The sequence below is a fragment of the Rhodopirellula sp. UH5 genome, assembly GCF_056839225.1.
Map to the genome: position 1 here is coordinate 5,024,872 of NZ_CM166390.1, position 19,481 is coordinate 5,044,352.

Genomic DNA, 19,481 nt, shown 5'->3' on the forward strand with positions numbered 1-19,481 from the left:
TGAGCCAATCACGTTTGGGAATGTTGGCGTCACAACACGCACGCGTCTGGGTGGCACGTCCCGGTTTCCTGTGAGCGAATAGGACGTAGGAATTTGCATCGGGGAAAATCCTAAAGCAGGAGCCAATTTTCTTCGTCACGCAGTGAGGAATCCAATGGCGATCCGTCGATGTCACTCTGCAGTTGACGAGGTGGCACCAGCTCGTGGAGCACTTCTGCGGCTGCAAGCCGATTGATTAGCACCAATGCGTCGACTGCGGTGACCACCCCGTCGCCGTTGATATCGCCTTCGGGAAGAGTTTGGTGAAGGAGCGATTTTGCTAGAGTTTCTCGGCTTGATATCCAGTTTATGATGAACAATACATCACGGGCAGTGAACTGGCCGTCGCCGTTGACGTCTGACGCACCGATCGAAGACTTTGTCGAACCGGTTGCGACCAAATCAGTGGTGATTTGCTCCGCCGCTAGACCAGGGACCTCGCTAGGAGCTGAATCAGATTGAGGGGCAGTTTTCGGGGCGTGCGTGATGTCCTGGGGGACCGATGAAATCGAGCCACTTAAGTTTGCGACCTGAAATGTTCCGCCAAACGTTCCATTGCTGGAGTACAGTTCCCGCTGACCGTTTGAAAGTCCTGCAGAGAACATCACATAGTTGTCTACGTTAGTAATCTCCGATGGCGCACTGCTTGCACTGCCAGAAAGATCCCGTACCAAACTAGTTCCTGTAAACGTCCCATTGGTGATGAACAGTTCTCGCTGTCCGTTGGCTTGGAGGGCGGTAAACAGAAGTTTGCTGTCCAAGGCTGTCAGTTGCTGCGGTGTGGACCCGATGCTCCCTGAAAGATCTCGGACCAACCGCCAACTGGTCCCGTTTTGGCTCGCCAGGTAAAGTTCTCGCTGGCCACCGGAAGCTCTCGCGACGTAGTACAGCTTGCTTCTGACGGCCGTCAAATTTGTCGGATTTCCATTTGCCGGTAGATCGTGGACCAGAAAGGTTCCGCCAGACGTGCCATCCGTAAAATATAGTTCGCGATCAGAGTTGCCGACGGTTGCGGTGAAGTAGAGACCGGCACCGACCGCCGTCAAGTCCTGCGGATCTGCGCTGTTGGTACCATTTAGGTTTGTAACTAACTGGGTTCCACTGAAGGTCCCATCGCTAACAAAAAGTTCGCGTTGGCCGTTCGATTGCAGCGCACTGAAGTACAGCTTTCCACCGAATGAAATTAAGTCGTCTGGGGCTGAGCTAACTGATCCCGCCAAATCACGTACGTTATACGTTCCCGTAAACGTTCCATCACTCACATACAGCTCGCGTTGCCCACTGTTCGTCAACGCGGTGAAGAACAGCTTGTCACCTACTGCGGTAAGGTTACGCAATTGGGCATTGTTGTTTCCCGAGAGGTCGCGGACCAATTCGGTTGTCGAGAAGGTCCCATTGCTGCGATACAGTTCTCGTTCGCCGGACGATTGTTGTGCCGTGAAGAAGAGAGTTTCACCCACCATCGTCAAATCTTTGGGGTCGCTACTGTATGTTCCTGAAAGATCACGTACTAAACCGGTTCCCTTAAAGGTTCCGTCGCTCTTGTATAGTTCGCGCTGACCGCCATTGGTTTGTGCGGTGAAGTACAGTTCACTACCGGACCACGTCAACTGCTTGGGGTCTGCCGACGTGCCGCCGGAAAGGTCTCGCACCAAAAAGGTGCCACCGGAGGTTCCATTGGTGAAGTGCAATTCGCGGTCGCCGGTGTCGTTGATCGCAGTAAAAAAGGAATCCTGACGGTCTTGTTCCGTGGTCGCCCCAAAGTCTTCGTTGACGATTGCGTTTCCGCTGATCTCAGTCACTAATCGTCCTGCGGATTGAAATCCAAAATTAGAATTCAAACGCACGTTCTGCACGTCTTCGGAAATGGCTTGTAATACAAAGTCTTCTTGCGTGTTGGTGTCTGAAAATCCGACACGCTGGTAGGACCAGGCATCATCACCATTCAAGGGAATGCCATCACCAACCCAATTCGTATCTGCGCCGGTGACGTTGACACCACCGACAGTGACATTCAGTGACGCGATATCCGGTTCCGTCCAGCCCGCAAACAGAGAGTCTCGTACCTGGCCAGTGTCGTCAATCAGCAACAGCCATCCACCCGTTGCCGTTACGAAGTTCAGGTTTGCGCCCCAGTAGTGTGGGTCACTTGAAGCGTCCGTCACTGTCAGGATTTCGTTGGCGTCAAGTGATGCTGGTAGGTTAAAGACATTAGGATGGGCAGTGTTGATATCCAGAATACCGTCAAATCCACTGTTCGATGCAATGAACCATCCGCTGGTATCGAACGCGGTTCCTGAAACATTCTGCAGTTCAATGAAGTCGGGTGTCTGTTCCGAAAATTCAGTAAACACGAGTGAGGTGGATTCAGCACCGGTTTGCCGAGCGTCATCGGAATAAGTTTGACGCACAACGGCGCGGTCCCTCGTGATTCCAGAAAGCGTATAAGAACCACTGGAAGAAGTTGTCGCTGTTGGTTCACCCGAATCCAAAGTTCCGTCGTTGTCGTAGTCTGCATACACAATCACACCGGAAAGTCCTGGCTCCACGCCATTGTGGATTCCATCTTCATTGGTATCGTTATAGACCTGACCGCTGATCGAACCAGCGGGAACCGGATGTAGACCAATCGCATCCTCAAGTTGCTGGATGTGCAGACGCGCAGCATTGCTATTTTGCCCATCAAAGCCCGAAAGAGAAAACTCGCGATTTGAAATGCGATCAATGTTTGGCAAGTCGATTGCACCAGTTCCCATGATTGGCGAAATTCCCTGCGTCGGTTGAACTGATCCCGATTTGTCAATGTGCGATAAGGAAACGGCGTGCCCAATCTCATGCGACAGGGTACCCGCAATCGCGTTGACGGTGCGACCAACGTAACCATTTGTCAACGCATTTGAAGGCGTCAAACCACCCAATCCGTTGATCGCATCGGTGAAGACCGAGCTGACAACATCTCCGACGGCAATGCTAAAGTTCGGTCCTGAACCAGATGAATTGCGGACCACGCTACCACCAGCCACCCCTAACGTTCCGCCCGAATGCGGACCGCTTTCCCCTGTGCCTATTTGCACATAGTAGTACTCTGAGATCCCAGACGGAGCGACACCGATGTCGCCAATCACAAAATTGACAGCGAGGTCACTGCCAACCGGTCCTGCCACCGTTTCGACGAGTTCGTAATAATAGTCTTCTTTAACAGCTTCCAGGATCTCGTTGCTTAGAAATGCAAACTCGGAATTGCTGAATCCATAACTACCGACATCAAAGACACTGACGACATTGCCAAAAATGTCCGTCGTGTCTGGCTGCGCCGACGATTTGAAATCCAGCACGAATGTCAACGTATTGCTTTGGTGAATTCCATCTTGGACAGGGACAATCGACTTGGAGCTGTGGGAAGAATCGAAGGGCACGCTTTCAAGAGCTGCGATTTCTTCGTGAGTAAACTTCCCCATTTCCACGTCAACGCCAGCCGGACCATGCTCGACATCAGCAGCAAGTAGACGCCGTTGCTCCAGTGCCTCGCATCGAAGCCGGCGACGATTGGATGGTCGTTTTGTCACTTTATGGTTTGTTCTTCGGTTCAACTTCGACATCGCACTTCTCCTTGTTGCAAATTTGGCAGCCCATCTCAGAACTTACTTCATATGAGGGGGCCCGAATTGGGAACTGGTCTCTTGGATCGATCTTGGTTCGTCTAAGCTGCGGTAGCGATCGAAACTGGGGCACTCTTCCTTATGGGGCGTTTTAAGCGGCACTGATCTCCGGGCCAGGAACTCGGGAACACCGGCGCGATCTGACCAGGGCGTGAGCCAATTACAAAAGTTCGACCGTCAGGGAACTGGCGGACAACTCATCAAGGTACTCATCGTCGCGAAAGGCCTCGTCGATTCGGTTCTGATCACTCAGGAACGTTTGAGAAGTGACGACAGAGCCAGCGGCGAGTCGATTGATCACCATGAGTGCGTCGAGGGCAGAGACAGTCCCGTCACCGTTAACATCTATCCTCGCGAAACTTTCATCAAACGCGCGATTTGCGGCAGCGTTTGCGTTTAGATAGTTGATAATCACCAAGGCGTCACGAGCCGATGTAACTCCATCTTGGTTGACGTCCAGGAAATTTGATGTTGTCGCGAGGGAGGTTTGAGCGAGATCATCGACGGGAGTTTCATCGATGAAAGAAGCTGTCGTATCATTTGAACTGGAGCTGAGCACGGTGAGCAGCTTTGGTACCGACGAAAGAGCCCCGCTGATGTCTTTCACCAATTCGGTACCTGGGAATGTCAGATCGCTGCGGTAGAGTTCTCGTTGGCCATTGGACTGCACCGCAGTGAAAAGGATTTCGTTATCATTGACTGCAACAAACTGAGACGGTGACGAACTGTTGCTTCCGGAAAGGTCGCGAACCAGACCGGTACCGGAGAAGCTTCCATTGGTTTGAAACAGCTCTCGTTGACCGTTGGCACGTTTGGCGCTGAACACCAGTTTGGTTCCAATAGCAGTCAAGGACTCAGGGGCTGAGCTCGTGCTTCCGGACAGATCTCGAACGACGCGCGTGCCACTGAAGGTACCGTTGGTGATATGCAGTTCTCGCTGAGTCGAGCTCGTTCGGGCCGTGAAATACAGCTTGCTTCGCACTGCCGTCAAGTTTTGTGGGATGCTGTTCAGCGAACCAGCGAGATCACGCACCAGTTTTGTTCCTGCAAAGGTCCCATCGCTGACGAACAATTCTCGCTGTCCATCAGAAAGCCGTGCAGTGAAGAACAGCAAACTGCCAGCCCGTGTTAGGTCTTGTGGGTCGGCTGTTCCGGACCCGTTGAAGTTCCGCATCACTTTCGTGCCAGCAGCCGTTCCGTCAGAAACGAACAGTTCTTTTTCACCCGTCGGTAAGGTCGCCGTGAAGTACAGCTTGTTGCCAACCGCAACGAGGTTTTCCGGATTGGCGCTAACGCTGTTTGAAATGTCACGCACTAATTTCGTCGTTGAAAACGCGCCCTGGGTCACATACAGCTCTCGTTCACCTGAGTTTGTTAATGCTGTGAAAAACAATTTTGATCCGACTGCGGTCAAGTCATCTGGACTGGAACTGATGGAGCCCGATAGATCGCGGACCAATTTCGTTGACTGGAATGTTCCCTGCGTTTTAAATAATTCGCGCTGGCCACTGTTCAGCTTGGCAGTGAAATAAACTGTATTGCCAGCCCGGGTCAGATCGATCGGTTTGCTCTCAAACCCTCCGCTTAAATCACGTACTAAACCGGTCGTCCCAAAGGTGCCTTTGGACGAATGAAGCTCTCGATCTCCGCTTGCGGTCAATGCGGTAAACAAAAGTTGATTGCCGAGAACTGTCAGTTCTTTTGGATCGGAGTTGCCAGCGAGATCGCGAACAAGATTGGTTCCTCCGGTTGTCCCGTCGGTGATATAGAGCTCGCGATCGCCATTGCTCGTTGATGCCACAAAGAACGTGCCGTCCTCGAAGGATCCACCGCCGGGGTGGGGTGGGGGGCTTACTGCTGAAACAGCAGCTTGCGCATCAATGAATCCATGGCCAGTGTCGAAGTCAAATCCGGGTGTGAACATATCAAGAGAAGTTTGTTCCAGGGTTGAATAGATCGCCTGGGGCGACAAACTGCCCGGACCACCGGCGGCCTCTAGCATTAGTGCGGCCACAGCTGCAACGTGTGGAGCAGCAGCCGAGGTGCCTGGGAAATTTGGAAAGCCGTCGTTATCGGGATCGAACCCCATCGCAAAGAATGTCGTATTTGTCGTGTCCGGGGCAACGACTCTGGGCTGTTGGCGAATGACTGGAGTTGGCAGTCGATTGCCGGCGGTATCAAACAGGATTGGTACGCCACCAGCAGATGTTGACGGTTGACGCTGTGCAGGACTGACACCGAACGCGGGAGTATTGCGATAGTCTGCTGCTCCGATCCCAGCTCCGTTCGCCGCGTTGTGATGAGCAAAGATGGTCGAACTTTGTGTGTCGTATTCCCCAATATCCAAAATGTTCCCCGACTTAACATCAACATGCTTCACTCGCGTTGCAATCGGTCCGCCAACATTGATATTTTGAGCGAGCACCAAATTCAGAAACAGCGGTTGACTGGAGTTGTTGCTGAGCGAGATGAGTTCCACTGCATCCCCACCAATATTATTGGTCGTGCTTGAAGCGGCTAGGATGTTGGTGGTAAAAGTGAATGCGAAAATATCAAGGTCGCTCTGTGACCCGGCACCGCCAGCGGAGGCAAATGGTTGGTCCCATTGAAACGATAGCACCGTCGAGCTGAAGGGGGGGAGAGCAACTAATTGAGTGTTGTCGAGGCCAGGACCCGGATCAAAGTCATGCAAAATGTAGGTATTGGGACCGAACTGAATTTGAGCACCGTTTGTACGGAAGTCGCTTTCGTATGATTGACGTCCCTGGTTGCCAGCCGAGGAGAAAAATGGAGTGCCCTGTGCTGTGACTTGTTCGACAGCTTGCGCGATAATACCGTCTTGGAAAAACGGACTAGCCGGATAGGTTATGTCATCAACAATCACATCCGAACCGGCGTTGGCTAGATCAATGATCCCTTGTGCGAAGGCAGCTGGGCTTGGGTTTGCGGTGTGAAACGCAAGTTCAGAACCTGGCGCTACATCGTGTATCAATTCCAGCATCGCACGGCCTTCATCAGTACCGTTGTTGATATCAGCCAACACTTGAACAGGCGTCGTGAAACCATTGGGATTCCCTGAGCCTGGAAGGTCACCAGTGGAAACGCCAGACGCGGCACCATTGAGCGAGTTGTAACTATCGGAAAGCACTCCGATTTTGATTCCCGAGCCGTCCACGCCAAAGTTGGCTTTGGCTAAATTACTGCGCATTGATGGGTCAGCTTGATTTTCAACCGAACCTACATTGCTAATCGGTGAATACGATGGTCGTGCAAAATTGACAGATGAAAGTGACGACAATTCACCTAATGCACCAGGACTGATCCATCCGCTAACCATTTTTCCGAAAGAACCTACCTCTGCAAACCCAAGTTCGGCCAATTCCTCTCGCAGGGGTACAGAATCGTCACTCGCAATGACGTCGACCATCACATTACCTGAAGCGTCTCGATTCAGATCCAAGCCAGTCTTTCCTACCAAGTATTTTAGATCTAAGTTGTCCCCAGGGCTCACTGTTTCTCGATAGAGCGAGAATAGGTCGACTCCGATTACTTGAGAGACAGGGTCTGTCTGGGCGGACCAATCCAGTTCTGAACTGAATTGGTCACTCATCCAATGATCAAGTCCCGCGGCAAGAAGGTCTCGACATTCGAGCTTTTCGACTCGCAGCGGGCGGCGACGGGAAGCAGTGATATGACGTGAGCCGGGAGGGGAGGCAGACATGGTATTGCTCGGTAACGCTTGACAGAATCGGGGACGTTCGGCACTCGTCAATAATATCCATTGTAGGGGTGTGTACGTGGCCCTTTGGTGGTAAAGGGGACAGTTGGGAAAAAAAAGACAATTTTGCGTCTTTCGTTCTCTGTACGGATATACCCCGGGCATTGTTAAAGGCAGCCATCAGGGGAGGGCCGCTGCAGTGTGTCGAAGGGCGCGGGATCTCCCTTTCACTGGCAACCCGCAGAGGACTTCGAAGCGTTGCTTCCGGATGTTTGGCGAGCTTCGCATCCCAAGAGCATTCGTGAGTGCCGCGATGTGAAGGTGGCAAGCTGTCGGAGTTGACCGAGCGGACCCAACTGATGCGGGGCATCGCGAATTGATTCTGGAGGAGGGCTCCCTGTCAGGCGGTCTGGACGCGCCGCTGGAATGTCAGTCGGTTATCGCGGCAACGCGTATGGAACTCGAGGGGTTGGTCGGCGAACTGAGTTGCTCGTGCGTCAAAGGCAAAGCGAGTCGCGATCTCGAGGCGGTCGCTGACCTGACCGATCATCTGGAGTGCGCTCAGCAAGCCGGCAACGGTGACCTGGATGCCGATTGATAAACCAGCGGAGCTTTGCCCGTTTTACCCACATAGGGAGATGGAACACTTGTGGCTCCCTCGCATGAGGTTGCGAATTCTGACTCCCTGGGCACCAACCGTCTAACGCCGCATCTCCAGCACTCGATCAACAAAATCAGTAAATTGTTTTCGAAAGCGAGCTTCTGAGAACTTAAGTGAGTGTTCTCGGCAAATATCTGGAGCGAATGATTTTGACTCAAATAGCTGAACGGCGTCTATGATGGCTTGCTCGGTTTGTTCGGGAAACAAAATTCCAGTGAGTCCATCTTCAACCGTTTCGACTGAACCACCTCGCCCATAGGCGATCACAGGAGTGCCACAAGCCTGAGCTTCGACCGGCATAATTCCGAAGTCTTCACACGCTGCAAATACAAAGCCTTTCGCTTGTCCCATTCGCTCACAGAGCACTGAAAACGGCTGATGCCCTTCAAATATGATGTTCGGCGCGGCATGCGTTTTGACTGTTCTCATCTCCGGGCCGTCACCAATCACAATCAGCTTCTTGTTTGGCATTTTTGCGAACGCACTGACGACCAAGTCGAATCTTTTGTATGGGACCATGCGTCCCGCCGTCAGAAAGAAGTCTTCTTTCTGTTCGTTCAATCGAAAATCCTCGGTTGCAACCGGCGGGTGGATCACCGTGGATTCGCGACGGTAGTACTTTGCGATTCGAGCCGCGATGAATTTTGAATTACACACGAAGTGGTCAACACGGTCAGCCGAAGCGCGATCCCAGAGCCTTGTGTAATGCAGAATCGTGCGGGCGATTACTGATCGCATCCCCTTGTCGATTCCCTTGTTCCGCAGGTATTCGTGTTGCAGGTCCCAAGCGTAACGCATCGGGGAATGCACATACGAAATCATCGGCTGGTCGGGGCGAGTGATGACGCCATGTGATACGCAGTGCTGGGACGCGATGACTAGGTCATGCTCGGTTACATCATGTTGCTCGACCGCAAGTGGCATCAATGGCAAATAGCTTCGATATTTGCTTTTTGCGAACGGCATTTTCTGAATAACCGATGTCGTCACAGGGATCTGCTGGAAGACTTCCGGGCGTGCTTCTTTCAAAAAGTCAACCATCACGTAGAGGCGTGCAATCGGCAACGCCTTCGCAATTTGTTCAACCACTCGTTCGCTACCCGCGTAGGTCGTAAGCCATTCGTGCACGAGTCCAATATTTGCCATAATCTACTCTTGAAAGGGATTGATTGGTCAGACGACTGGTTGGCCGATTGTATGCACGCCCAGATGTTCCAACGCCTGCCGAAGTGTAGCGAGGCTGCTTGATTTCATTGCCGCGAGTTTTGCGACATCGACAGGACGCCCAGTCATGAAATCAAATCGCTGCAAGATCGCCTCCGCCGACATTTCTTCGAGGGTGACGAGAAATTCGCAGCGGTCAGTGAGTTCGAAAAAATGGGGGACCTTCTGGCTCCACTCCAGCCCGACGGACGGAATCTGTAAGCCGAATGCAATGATGTTTGTATGCAAGCGGTGTGCGATCACCGACCGCATGCGGTGAATCAAATGAACCAAGTCGGAGGGTTCGATCGCACGTGGCAAACGACTGACACCTGAAATTTGAGTCAGGTGCGACCGGGCATCCACTTGGTCTAGGAACTGTTCATCCTCCACGGCTCCGTTGGTGAACAAGGCCACGCGAAGTCCTCGTGCTGCAAGTTCCTGCACGACCGTTGTCATGATTTGTGGAAGACGATCGAGATAGGGAATCTCCCGTCCGGACGAATAGGTCATGTTGACAGGATCGGTGAAGTTAACACCGACATCAAAACAGTCCGCTGCACCTTCAGGGATGGGGGGTTCGCACCCGTATGCTTGCGCGACGTGGATCGCTGGATCATAGGCGAGCCTGGCTCCATGAATACCGAAGTGTTGCGCCGTGGAGATTGACGTTTGATCTCGCAAGTAGATCGCTTTCACGTTTGGCGACGATAGCGAACGTGACAACAATCCGGCACCCTCTCTTCCACGGTGCGTGACACCGCAAGCGTAGAATGCGACTGGTAAATGCTGCTCAGCAACGGCTCGCATGAAACCGTCAATCTTCAACGGGAAGTTCAGATCCGAATCGGACAGCAGTTGACCACCACCGATCAGGCAGGCGTCGCTCTGAAGGAGGGTGTCTCGCCATCGTGGAAGTAAATTACGCTTGATTCTTCGTGCTAGCAGCTGTCGAACAACCAGGTTTTGGATCGGTTTTGGCAATGCGAGCAACAGTCTCAATTTGGCCCGGCGACCTGAGATGGTTTCTTCGCCGAACGAGGTACGTCCTGCCAGGTCGACATTCGCTACGACTGCGCCGGGAGAGACCTCCGGGATCATCCATCCCAAACAGTCTGATATCACTCCGTCGCCAAGATTCGGGCTGTAACGGACGCCGCAGACAGTGATGTGTTGAGATTGCATGGCGAAAATGTTTGGGTGGCGAACGCAGGCAGGTCGCTCCATGACGCACTGATTTTAAAAGCCTAGTTCAGTGAGCCGTGTTCTTGAAGGCTCTCCTCCTTCTTTTCGTAACGAGTTCTGGAGCGCTGAAGCATCGACGCCGAAGAGAGCCTATCTTTCGAAATAGCACCGGCTACAATGCTTCCACCAGGGGCCTGGCGATTGGACGCGATTTATCAAGACTTCAGCCACGTGCAGGCAGATTTGGAACTCTAAGCAGCGGAAACTCTCCTTCAGCTCGAAGGTATGTCGCGGTGTAACGTTTGGATTCGTTCGGCGTTGAGGGATCAGAAAGCGTCGTTAATTTAGATTCCATGATCCGCCCCAGTCCGTTCACTTATGATTTTTATTGGAACTTTTGATTCTCTATTTCTCCACGACGTCGCGATGTGTGGGTCAGAATCACCCGTTTTAATTCACTTTCGCATCACCAGCCAGTTATGACCGACGCAAAAAGCACCGCCCCTCAGCGATTTGACAACATCGAAGGTGCCCGCGGTGTCGCAGCATTGATGGTTTTTATCTCGCATTTGAACCTTCCGGCCATCGAATCGTTCGAGCGACAGGTCGACATTGGGAAGGCTGGCGTCGTTCTGTTCTTCTTTGTCTCCGGCTTTCTCGTCTTGCCTGGCTTTGCGAAAAATCCAAATGTTAAAGACTTTGTGATCAAACGTTTTTTTCGATTGTACCCGGTTTACTGGCTGTCAATCGGCTTGGTGTTATTGTTGTCAAGCGAGTCGTTTGCAGCACCGCAGGTCTTAGCCAACGTGACCATGCTCCAAGAATTCATGGGATTCAAAAATCTAATCAGCGTCTACTGGACGCTGACGATTGAAATGGGATTCTACTTCACCATTGTTGCCGTTTCATTGTGGAATGTCGACTATCTGACGAAGCATCTGGGCACATCGTTTCATGTTATGGGAATGACAGCTGTCGCCGTCTCGCTCGCTCGGTATGCGACACAACTGAAACTGCCTTTGGCTATGTTTTTGGCGCTGCATATTATGGTTCTCGGAGCCATTCTTCGCAAGCACTTTCAGTCCCCCATTCCTCGGAAACTGCTTGGTGTTTATTTCGCTTGGTTTACCTTGTATGTAGGGGGTGCCTGTTTGTTCGGGTATTCGTTCGCAACGCGATTCGACGAAAACCCAATGCGATACATCTGCTCATATGCCTTGGGAACATTATTCTTTTTGGGCGTTTTGTTTCGCGGCAAATTTCTCTGCTACCGTCCTTTGTTGGTTCTCGGCCAGGTTTCGTATGGGTTCTATGTCTTCCACAGTCCAGTTTTGGAATGGTTTCGAGAGCACAGTGAATCGAGCGGCGTCGCCATCGCCGGAGCGCTCGGTTCGACACTGCTGTTTTCATGGTTGGTTTTTCAATTCATTGAAACGCCATCGATTTCGCTGGGCAAGAGTTTTCTTCGCTGGCTGAACAATTCGGTGAAGCCTGATGCCACATCAGAACAGGACCCCGAGAGTGAAAGGGCCTAGTCTTCTGCACCGCAATAAAGGTGCCCTTGCGGCGTCTAGATTGCTCCACTCCTTTTCACTGGGCGATGTGCCTTGGATGCCCGTTTCCTTTTATATTCTATCGGCAGACCAGAATGCAGAATCGTAAAATTGAGTTTGGAGGACTCGTCCTTGCTAGCATCGTCTTTGCAATCAATTGCGCCGCGTTCTCGTATTTCTTCAATGCCGACGAACAGGGGTACATCGACACTCAACGTGGGATTGATCAATACAATCATATCATTGAGTTCTTCCGGGTTCCCGCCAAGTTGACGGTCGCTGACCTTTTCGAAGTTCGATTTGTCCAGATACTGCTGACTTTGTTGATGATGGGGGCATTGTTTGTCACCGGCGTGTTGCCGGTGCGGCATGCGACACTTTATTTGCTCTGGCCTTATTCAGCCTTCTTGGCAACAAAGATCAAGCAGGAGTTTATCTTGTTCCCGATGGCTTTCATCGACTTGGCCTCGACCTGGCGACGCGAGCTTTTGGTTTCTTCGGTGATTCTCCTGTTTTCTTTAGCGACCGGGGAGAAGAATGGAGTGATAATCATAGCTTTTCGTATCACGGCCTTCGTTCTTGTCAGGGTATCATCCGCAAAAGCGGTCTTGCTGACTATCGCCGGCATCATTGCAAGCGTGTTGTTGGATCGGAACTTCGCCGTGTTGGCGAATTTTGCCCCCCCGGTTGCCGCGTATTCGCACACGCGTGACGTTGTGAATCCGGAGTACTCTGTTTTTGAATCGGCAGGAGTCTTTCTTTCGTCCCTGCATCTTGGGATTAACCCTCCCCTTGACTATTGGTTTGCGTTGCCGTTCACGGCAGTTGTGTTGGGGCTGAGTTGGCTGTCGGTGCGCAGGTTCGACAGTGACGAACAAAATGTCTTCTGGCGAACGATAATGGCGTCGGTGATCGTCTTTATGGTCTTCACGTCGGTGACACATGCTTTCCAGAATGCTCGTTACTACTATTTCGTTGTGCTGATGCTTTTTCCTCGATTCAATGCGAGGATCTTGCTTTCATTATTGGTGCTTTCGTTGCTTCACATGCTAGCATCAGTCTATGTATATGAGGTGTTGAGGTGATCGTTGGCGTCGCTACCAAGGTGGCACGCTCGGAATAAGCGAACGGAGGTGTTCTAAGTCTTCCCGGTAGAACGCGTTGCAGGTCGCTTTGGCATCGTCGAAATCTTCAGTTTCGTCTCTTTTACTATTGGTTGTGCTAAACAACATTCGGTTGATTGTCTTCGAGCGTTTGGCGTGACCCAGTACTTTTGTCCAGCCAAGCCTGCGAGTTAGATGCGCGCCTCGTTTCGCAAGGCGTGACAAATGCAGTGATCGTGAAACCGCGTGAGCGTTCACTTTTCGGTTTGCATCAATGCCGGGAACTGGGGAGACTTCCAGGAACTGGAAAATGTCTTTCGCAAGCCTGTTCGGGTCAGATAGCAATTTGTCAAAAAAGAAAATGCCGACTTGATTGGGAGGAAAAGTGTTGAGGAAATTTTGGAGGTACTTTCCATAAAGACCTCGGTCTAGTATTGAGGGGTTTTGCTTCACGGCATCCGAGAAATATCCTGTTACGTTGCCAAAGCGTTTTGAATACTTGTAGTGTGAGATGGCGCGGTCAGTTGGGTTGCGAAGAATTGTTAGCAGCTTTACGCCCGGGAGATCCCCGCTGATACGGTCGCATGCCTGATCGCAGTAGAGATAGTCATGAGAGATCTCTCCGATTGCTGGAGAGTTGCTGCCGCCTCTAAATTGTTTGCTGTACCATTTGAGTCCACGGTCGTAGTGGCGGTCAAAGAAGTAGAGGTCTTTCAGCGTCGGGACGAAGACATCAGGATGTTGGGACAGTATTTCGTAGAGCCATGATGACCCAGACTTGGGTGGGCCTATGTACAAGAAGTTTGGAAGGGTAGTTTTTGGCATTGAATGAATCAGTTGTTAATTGTTCTGGTTTCTATTCCAGGGCGGAAGGGATTTTCTAATCTGCTCTCCGACCCATCGAAGGCCTTGGCGGCTCGGCGCGGTGTTTACGCCGAGCAACTTCCGGCTTGCATACCACATTGCGCCCGATCGAATGACTGTTGTGATGACGAAGCAAGCCGCGACACCTTCTGGGCTGTGCTTCGGGATGACAACCAAGAAGAGGCCAAATGAAATAGCGGCTCCAAGATTGATTGCGAGTGCAGGTTTCTCATGTTTAGTGAATAGCAGAAGTTGCTGACAGCTTCCGCCAAGGACAGTAATCAGCTGCCCGATGAGGAGTATCATCATCGTGCTGGCCGCCGATTCGTATTCAGCGCCAAAGCCAATCGTGATTAATCTGTGAGGAGCTACCAAGAGAGGAACTGCAGCGAGAAGCGAGATCGCAAACGCCGCTGTGGTTGTACCCGTCAGGATCTTACGCAATCGATCGATTCTATTATCAATATAGAGTTGCGAGATTACGCCTGAAACTGCCATGTTCACAATGGCGAACGGCATTCGAAGGACCAGGCTAATTCGTTTTGCCGCCGAGTATTCAGCAAGGTCGTTATCGGAAAGACTCCAGCCTCCATAAAGCAAGTCTAGTTGTTCGACGAAAAAGACAATCAGGGAGGTGGCTGCCACCGGTAGGCCAACCGCGAGAGCAGGTGGGGTTGCCACGGGAGCTTTGTTGGGTTGGCTTGTCGTCTGAGTGACTAGATCTCGCAAGCACCATATTCCGACAAATGCGGCCGCGACGTTTGCGACAGCAAGTTGGGTGGTAGCCGACTGCCAAGTGGCTTCGGCGAACAAAGCTACGATGACGATTCCAGCGAGCAGCAAGCCGTTTGAGATGGGGCCACCGTTTGCTCCGTCAAGTAAGTTGGCAACTTTTAGGCGGGAATCTGCCCTTGCGGTTCCTGCAAGAAACTGGTGGGTGCCGCGCGACATGATTGCAATTCCAATCACCACCAGAATCGGGCTAGCAGGGATTTTGGACGTGCGATCTCCAAAGTAGGCCCATGCCCACAAACCTGCTGACGACGCCAATCCGACGGCAAATGCGACAACAATCAGCGATTTGCCAATTTTTTGAAATGGTTGTGCTGCTGACTGGTTTCGGTTCTTCGCTTCTGCTACCCAACGAACTGCTATCGTTCCCAAGCCCGCTCCAGCAGCAATTCCAAAGAGCGTTACGAGTGATTGGACAAAAGTGAAAGTCCCAAAATCTGCTTTGGTTGGCATCACGCGAGCAAATATAAATCCACTCAGTGCAACCACGACGATATTGAGAAGTCGGCCCGCCATCGCCCATGTCCCGTGGCTTCGAAACGATGACTCCTCTTTAGATGATAATTTACTCAACGTTAATTCAGGATTCGCTATCGGGTCTCTCGCAAAAAATTGAATCCGACCGGAGTAGGTAAGGTTGTGTGGTACGCACGAACGATTGGAATATGGTACCGGGACGATCACAATATGAAATGATGGTTGGTGGCAATTTTCCGTTTTGGCCGAAACTCTCTTTTGTCTTAGGCATTTCGTGTGGCACTGCTGTGAATCAGTACGCTCCTTCTCGGAAGAGCATTGTTCGGAACGTTCGGAAGATGATGTAGGTGTCGAGCCAGGGGGACCAGTTGCAGACGTAGTAGCTGTCCAGACGGATGCGTTGTTCGTAGCTGGTGTCGTTGCGGCCGGAGACTTGCCAGAGGCCTGTGATGCCTGGGCGGACTCGCAGGTACAGCGGGTACATCTCTCGGTAGCGACCGATTTCATCCGAGACGATCGGGCGTGGGCCCACGAGGCTCATCTCACCTTTGAAGGTGTTCCACAATTGCGGGATTTCATCGAGGCTGGACTTGCGGAGAAAATGGCCGATGCCAGGGATGATTCGTGGGTCGTTCTTGAGTTTCTGATCCTCGACCCATTGTCGACGCATTTCTGGGTCTTGTTCGAGGTATTGTTCGAGGACCTCGTCTGCATTGGTCACCATCGTGCGGAACTTCCAGGCCTTGAACGTTTCGCCGCCAATGCCGATTCGTTTGTGACCGTAGAAGACCGGGCCGGGGCTTTTCCATTTGATGAAAAGCATCGCCAGAATGAACAGTGGGGAAAGAGTGATCAGAGCGGTCCCGGAAACGAGCAGGTCCACGGTCCGTTTGACGAAACGGCTGATGGGACTTCGAAGGTGATCGCGAAGATGGACTCCCATGACACCGGCGCATTCACGCGTGTTGGTCCACAGGCTCGGCAGCAACACTTGGGAGGGCAGCACGAGCAGGTTGGGAACGTTTCCGGCGTGCGACATGACTTCGTTCATGTCGATTTGTTCGCATCCACCCGGGGCGACAATCGCCCAGCGAATTTGGAGTTTGCGGCGTAGGCGGTCCAGTCGCTGCACCGATCCGAGGTACGGAATGCCGTTGAGTTCTTCCGACTGCCCGTCCACGGATTGTCGAGGAAAGTCCACCACTCCAATCGGTCGAAGGCCGCGTTGCGGGACACGATTGTAGAATCGGAACAGGGCACGCCCTTGAGGGCCGGAGCCAACGATGATTGTGTTTTCGCCCCACCAACTGGTTTTCGAGCAAAGCTTTCGAGTGATCAGGCGTACGATCGGTACCAAGAAGGCGGACACCGCCATGCCGAGCATGCAGAGCAGGAATTCGCCGGTGCTGAGAGTTGCCAGGGTCATGTTGGCAAGCATCACAAAGGCAAAGGATGCTGCCGCGGCAAGAACTGTTTGACGAAGTTCCAGAACGGGACTGATGCCAGTGCCTGGGTACAAACCCAAGATGGATCCGGTGACCAAATAGCAGACGGATAGGCACACAGCCTGGAGTCCTAGGCCTGAATGAAGGTTGAGCCAGTTGGCCAAGATCAGCGGAATTGCAGCGATGGCACCCGAGGCAAGGAGTGCGGTCAAGTCGCCCAGAACCAGCGGAACACAGGTCAGGAAGACCTGCATCGATCCGGTTGCTTGATTCCGAGTTGCGCGGCGACGATTGGGGCTGGAGGTGTTTCGTTGGGTGCGGCGATGGTCGGTGACTGCGGCGCTGGGGACAAATGGGTCCAGTTGTTCGATCGTGTCTGTGCAAACGACACCGACCGGCAGCGGATTCGTGTCTAAGTGCGTCATCAATCGCTAACTAAGTTGGACGGTCAAGATGAGAAGAGTTGGCCCGCTCGGCCTGGGGGCTGCGTGGGCGAGGGCATTCTAATTGCGATGACCAGAAAAAAAGGGATGTTCATCACGCTTTCAAACAGATTTGAGTCGCTGTGCCATCAAGCCTTTCTAAGGGTGGCCAGGGTTCCGCAATCGATACGGATCGTTCGTTGGAGCGGGAATGAACCGCCGGACACTTAAGTTGACGACAGGGGTGTCGCGAATGTGATTTCAGTGTGGTCAGAACCGAATTCTGGCGAATCCGGCTACGGGTGAATTGGCTGGCTACGAGTTAGTTAGGAGGGGTGCAGCCCTCGGATTGTGCGAGTGGTAGCGAGACGACTTGGCTTTGGGTGGCCATGGCTGGCATGTCGGCGACGCTTCGTGGGTATTTGGCGTGGTGCTTGGCGAAGTCGATGGAGACGTCGAGGGCCTCCAGCATCTTCTGGGTCTGCAGGTCGAAATGCAGGAAGCTGCCCATGACGGTGTGGGCGTATTCAAACTTGGTCGGTCCCATCATCGCTGCACGAACGAAGTTGCGGATGTAGAGCGACCGCGTGCGTTTGTCGCGAAGCATTCGCCAGGCGATGGTCCGGAACCCCTTGAACATACGGCGGAATTCCCACGCGTTGGGCACGTGTTTGTTGACGATTTTGATTCGCGCCGCTGTGTCGATCACCCGGTCCATGAAGGCTCGCGGCGAGTAGACGTTTTCAATGATGTTGCGAAGCTCTTGGTAGATCTCCACTCGATCTCGTGTGGTGACGAAGTTCATTCCGCTGATCGTTTGATCCTTGGACTCCACACTTCGGAGCTCGTACTTTGCGCCCGTGTCTTGAATCCAATTGTGTTCGGAATCAATCAAACGGCGTTCTTTGGATAGCCGCCGGGTGAGCTGTGTGTTGGGGAGCGCTGACAACAATCCAACCATCGATAGTGTGATGCCGCTTTCTTGGATGAAGCGGATCATGGGGACATCGGTGCCCGGTTTGTCGGTGTCAAATCCGATGATCAACCCGGCCGCGACGGAGATCCCGTGGTCGTAGATCGTTCGCACTCGATCGATGATCGGATGCACCGTGTTGATTCGTTTTTGTGTGTGAATCAACGTTTCTTCATCAGGGGACTCGATTCCCAGGAAGACATAGCGGAACTGGACGTCTCGCATCAGTTCCAGCAATTCTTTGTCGTCGGCGAGGTTGATGCTGGCTTCGGTGGAGAACACAAACGGGTAATTGTGCTCTTCGTTCCATTGCTTCAGTGCAACCAACAACGGTTTGATGAGTTTGCGATTGCCAATGAAGTTGTCGTCCGTGAAGTCGACCCAGCCTCGGTAGCCCAAGTCATAGAGTCGTTGTAGTTCGGCGAGGAACTGATCGGGATTTTTGACGCGAGGACGCCGGCCGAACAGCTCGATGATGTCGCAGAATTCGCAGTTGTACGGGCAGCCTCGGGAGGATTGCACCCCGACGTGCAGGTAGTCATCGAAGTCCACCAAGTCGAAACGCGGCGTCGGCGTCGTGGTCACATCGGGTTTGTGCGGTGATTCAAATTGACCTTTGGGATTGCCATCTCGCCAGGCATCCAGCCACATCGGAATGGTCAGCTCACCTTCGCCAACGACGACCGCATCCGCGTCTTGGTAGATCTGTGGTTGGCTGGTTGGGTCCGGTCCACCGACGACGACGAACTTTCCCTCCGCGTTGGCGCGTTCCACCCAGTGCAGGATGCCAGGTTGCTGGGGCAGCATGCCGCCGGTGCAAATCACGTCGGCCCATTCCCAATCGGATTCCTCCACTGGCGCGACGTTTTGGTCCGCGATCCGAAACTCCCATTGCTGGGGCAACAAGGCCGCGACGGTCATCAGGCCCAGTGGCGGGGCGGTGGCTTTCGCGCCAATGGCTTTGGCGCTTTCAACGAAATTCCAATAGTTCGTTTGTTCGAAGCAGGGCTGAATCATCAGGCAACGAACGGGCGAATCGGGGCTCTCGGGCAATCTGGGTGATGCCGGCAACCGGGACGGATTGGGCGTCGAATGCATGATCGCAGGTCTAGCTGAGAGAGGAAATCAGGAGCAGAGCAAAGCCGAATCAATCTTGGATATTCGAGTGAACATGCTTCCATGGGTCTCAATCAAACTAGTCTCTTTGGGTGGGGCAGCCAAACCAGAAACCTGTTTTCAACGTGAATTTCGTGATTTAGCGAAGTGGACAGATTGGTGCGGCTGACGTGAATTGGCACTGCGGTGAACCGAAGAGCCGATGTTTTGAGGGCGGCAGGATGTCGGGCACGGACGAGTTTGGCGGGCTTGGATTCTCGATGACGCGTTG

The 19,481-nt window shown here is 52.7% G+C and carries 11 protein-coding genes; 3 read left to right on the forward strand and 8 right to left on the reverse strand.

Annotated elements, in window-relative coordinates; all coding sequences use genetic code 11:
• Positions 1–110: 110 nt before the first annotated feature.
• Together UH5x_RS17715 and UH5x_RS17720 are read right to left on the reverse strand one after the other, a co-directional pair.
• A complete protein-coding gene (locus tag UH5x_RS17715) occupies positions 111–3,638 on the reverse strand; it encodes a dockerin type I domain-containing protein (protein ID WP_482633196.1) in 3,528 nt (1,175 codons plus the stop codon).
• A 220-nt stretch (positions 3,639–3,858) separates the two neighbouring features.
• The gene (locus UH5x_RS17720) at positions 3,859–7,419 is read right to left on the reverse strand and encodes a dockerin type I domain-containing protein (protein WP_482633197.1); all 3,561 of its coding nucleotides are present in this window, start codon (positions 7,417–7,419) and stop codon (positions 3,859–3,861) included.
• A gap of 373 nt (positions 7,420–7,792) precedes the next feature.
• Between UH5x_RS17720 and UH5x_RS17725 the strand changes: the two genes are divergently transcribed.
• The gene (locus UH5x_RS17725) at positions 7,793–8,014 is read left to right on the forward strand and encodes a hypothetical protein (protein WP_482633198.1); all 222 of its coding nucleotides are present in this window, start codon (positions 7,793–7,795) and stop codon (positions 8,012–8,014) included.
• A gap of 102 nt (positions 8,015–8,116) precedes the next feature.
• Here the strand turns inward: UH5x_RS17725 and UH5x_RS17730 are convergent, their stop codons facing one another.
• The gene (locus tag UH5x_RS17730) at positions 8,117–9,223 is read right to left on the reverse strand and encodes a glycosyltransferase (protein ID WP_482633199.1); all 1,107 of its coding nucleotides are present in this window, start codon (positions 9,221–9,223) and stop codon (positions 8,117–8,119) included.
• Positions 9,224–9,250: 27 nt separating this feature from the next.
• Positions 9,251–10,465: a polysaccharide pyruvyl transferase family protein gene (locus UH5x_RS17735; protein ID WP_482633200.1), complete on the reverse strand. Its 1,215-nt coding sequence runs from the start codon at positions 10,463–10,465 to the stop codon at positions 9,251–9,253.
• A 428-nt stretch (positions 10,466–10,893) separates the two neighbouring features.
• Between UH5x_RS17735 and UH5x_RS17740 the strand changes: the two genes are divergently transcribed.
• Both UH5x_RS17740 and UH5x_RS17745 read left to right on the forward strand, forming a co-directional pair.
• Complete coding sequence (locus tag UH5x_RS17740; RefSeq protein WP_482633201.1) at positions 10,894–12,000, forward strand: acyltransferase family protein; 1,107 nt, start codon at positions 10,894–10,896, stop codon at positions 11,998–12,000.
• A 113-nt stretch (positions 12,001–12,113) separates the two neighbouring features.
• Positions 12,114–13,103: a hypothetical protein gene (locus UH5x_RS17745; protein WP_482633202.1), complete on the forward strand. Its 990-nt coding sequence runs from the start codon at positions 12,114–12,116 to the stop codon at positions 13,101–13,103.
• Positions 13,104–13,115: 12 nt separating this feature from the next.
• On the opposite strand, the gene UH5x_RS17750 is transcribed toward UH5x_RS17745, so the two are convergent.
• The 4 genes from UH5x_RS17750 to UH5x_RS17765 all read right to left on the reverse strand — a co-directional run bounded on the left by UH5x_RS17750 (position 13,116) and on the right by UH5x_RS17765 (position 19,111).
• Positions 13,116–13,946 carry a sulfotransferase domain-containing protein gene (locus UH5x_RS17750; protein ID WP_482633203.1) on the reverse strand — a complete coding sequence of 277 codons (831 nt, stop codon included), beginning with the start codon at positions 13,944–13,946 and terminating at the stop codon, positions 13,116–13,118.
• Positions 13,947–13,961: 15 nt separating this feature from the next.
• Positions 13,962–15,350, reverse strand: a complete 1,389-nt coding sequence (locus UH5x_RS17755) for a lipopolysaccharide biosynthesis protein (protein ID WP_482633204.1) — start codon at positions 15,348–15,350, stop codon at positions 13,962–13,964.
• Positions 15,351–15,546: 196 nt separating this feature from the next.
• Positions 15,547–17,124, reverse strand: coding sequence for an undecaprenyl-phosphate galactose phosphotransferase WbaP (gene wbaP / locus UH5x_RS17760; protein ID WP_482633205.1), 1,578 nt, complete (start codon positions 17,122–17,124; stop codon positions 15,547–15,549).
• A 319-nt stretch (positions 17,125–17,443) separates the two neighbouring features.
• Positions 17,444–19,111 (reverse strand): B12-binding domain-containing radical SAM protein, encoded by a 1,668-nt coding sequence (locus UH5x_RS17765; RefSeq protein ID WP_482633206.1) that lies wholly within the window; start codon positions 19,109–19,111, stop codon positions 17,444–17,446.
• Positions 19,112–19,481 lie beyond the last annotated feature (370 nt).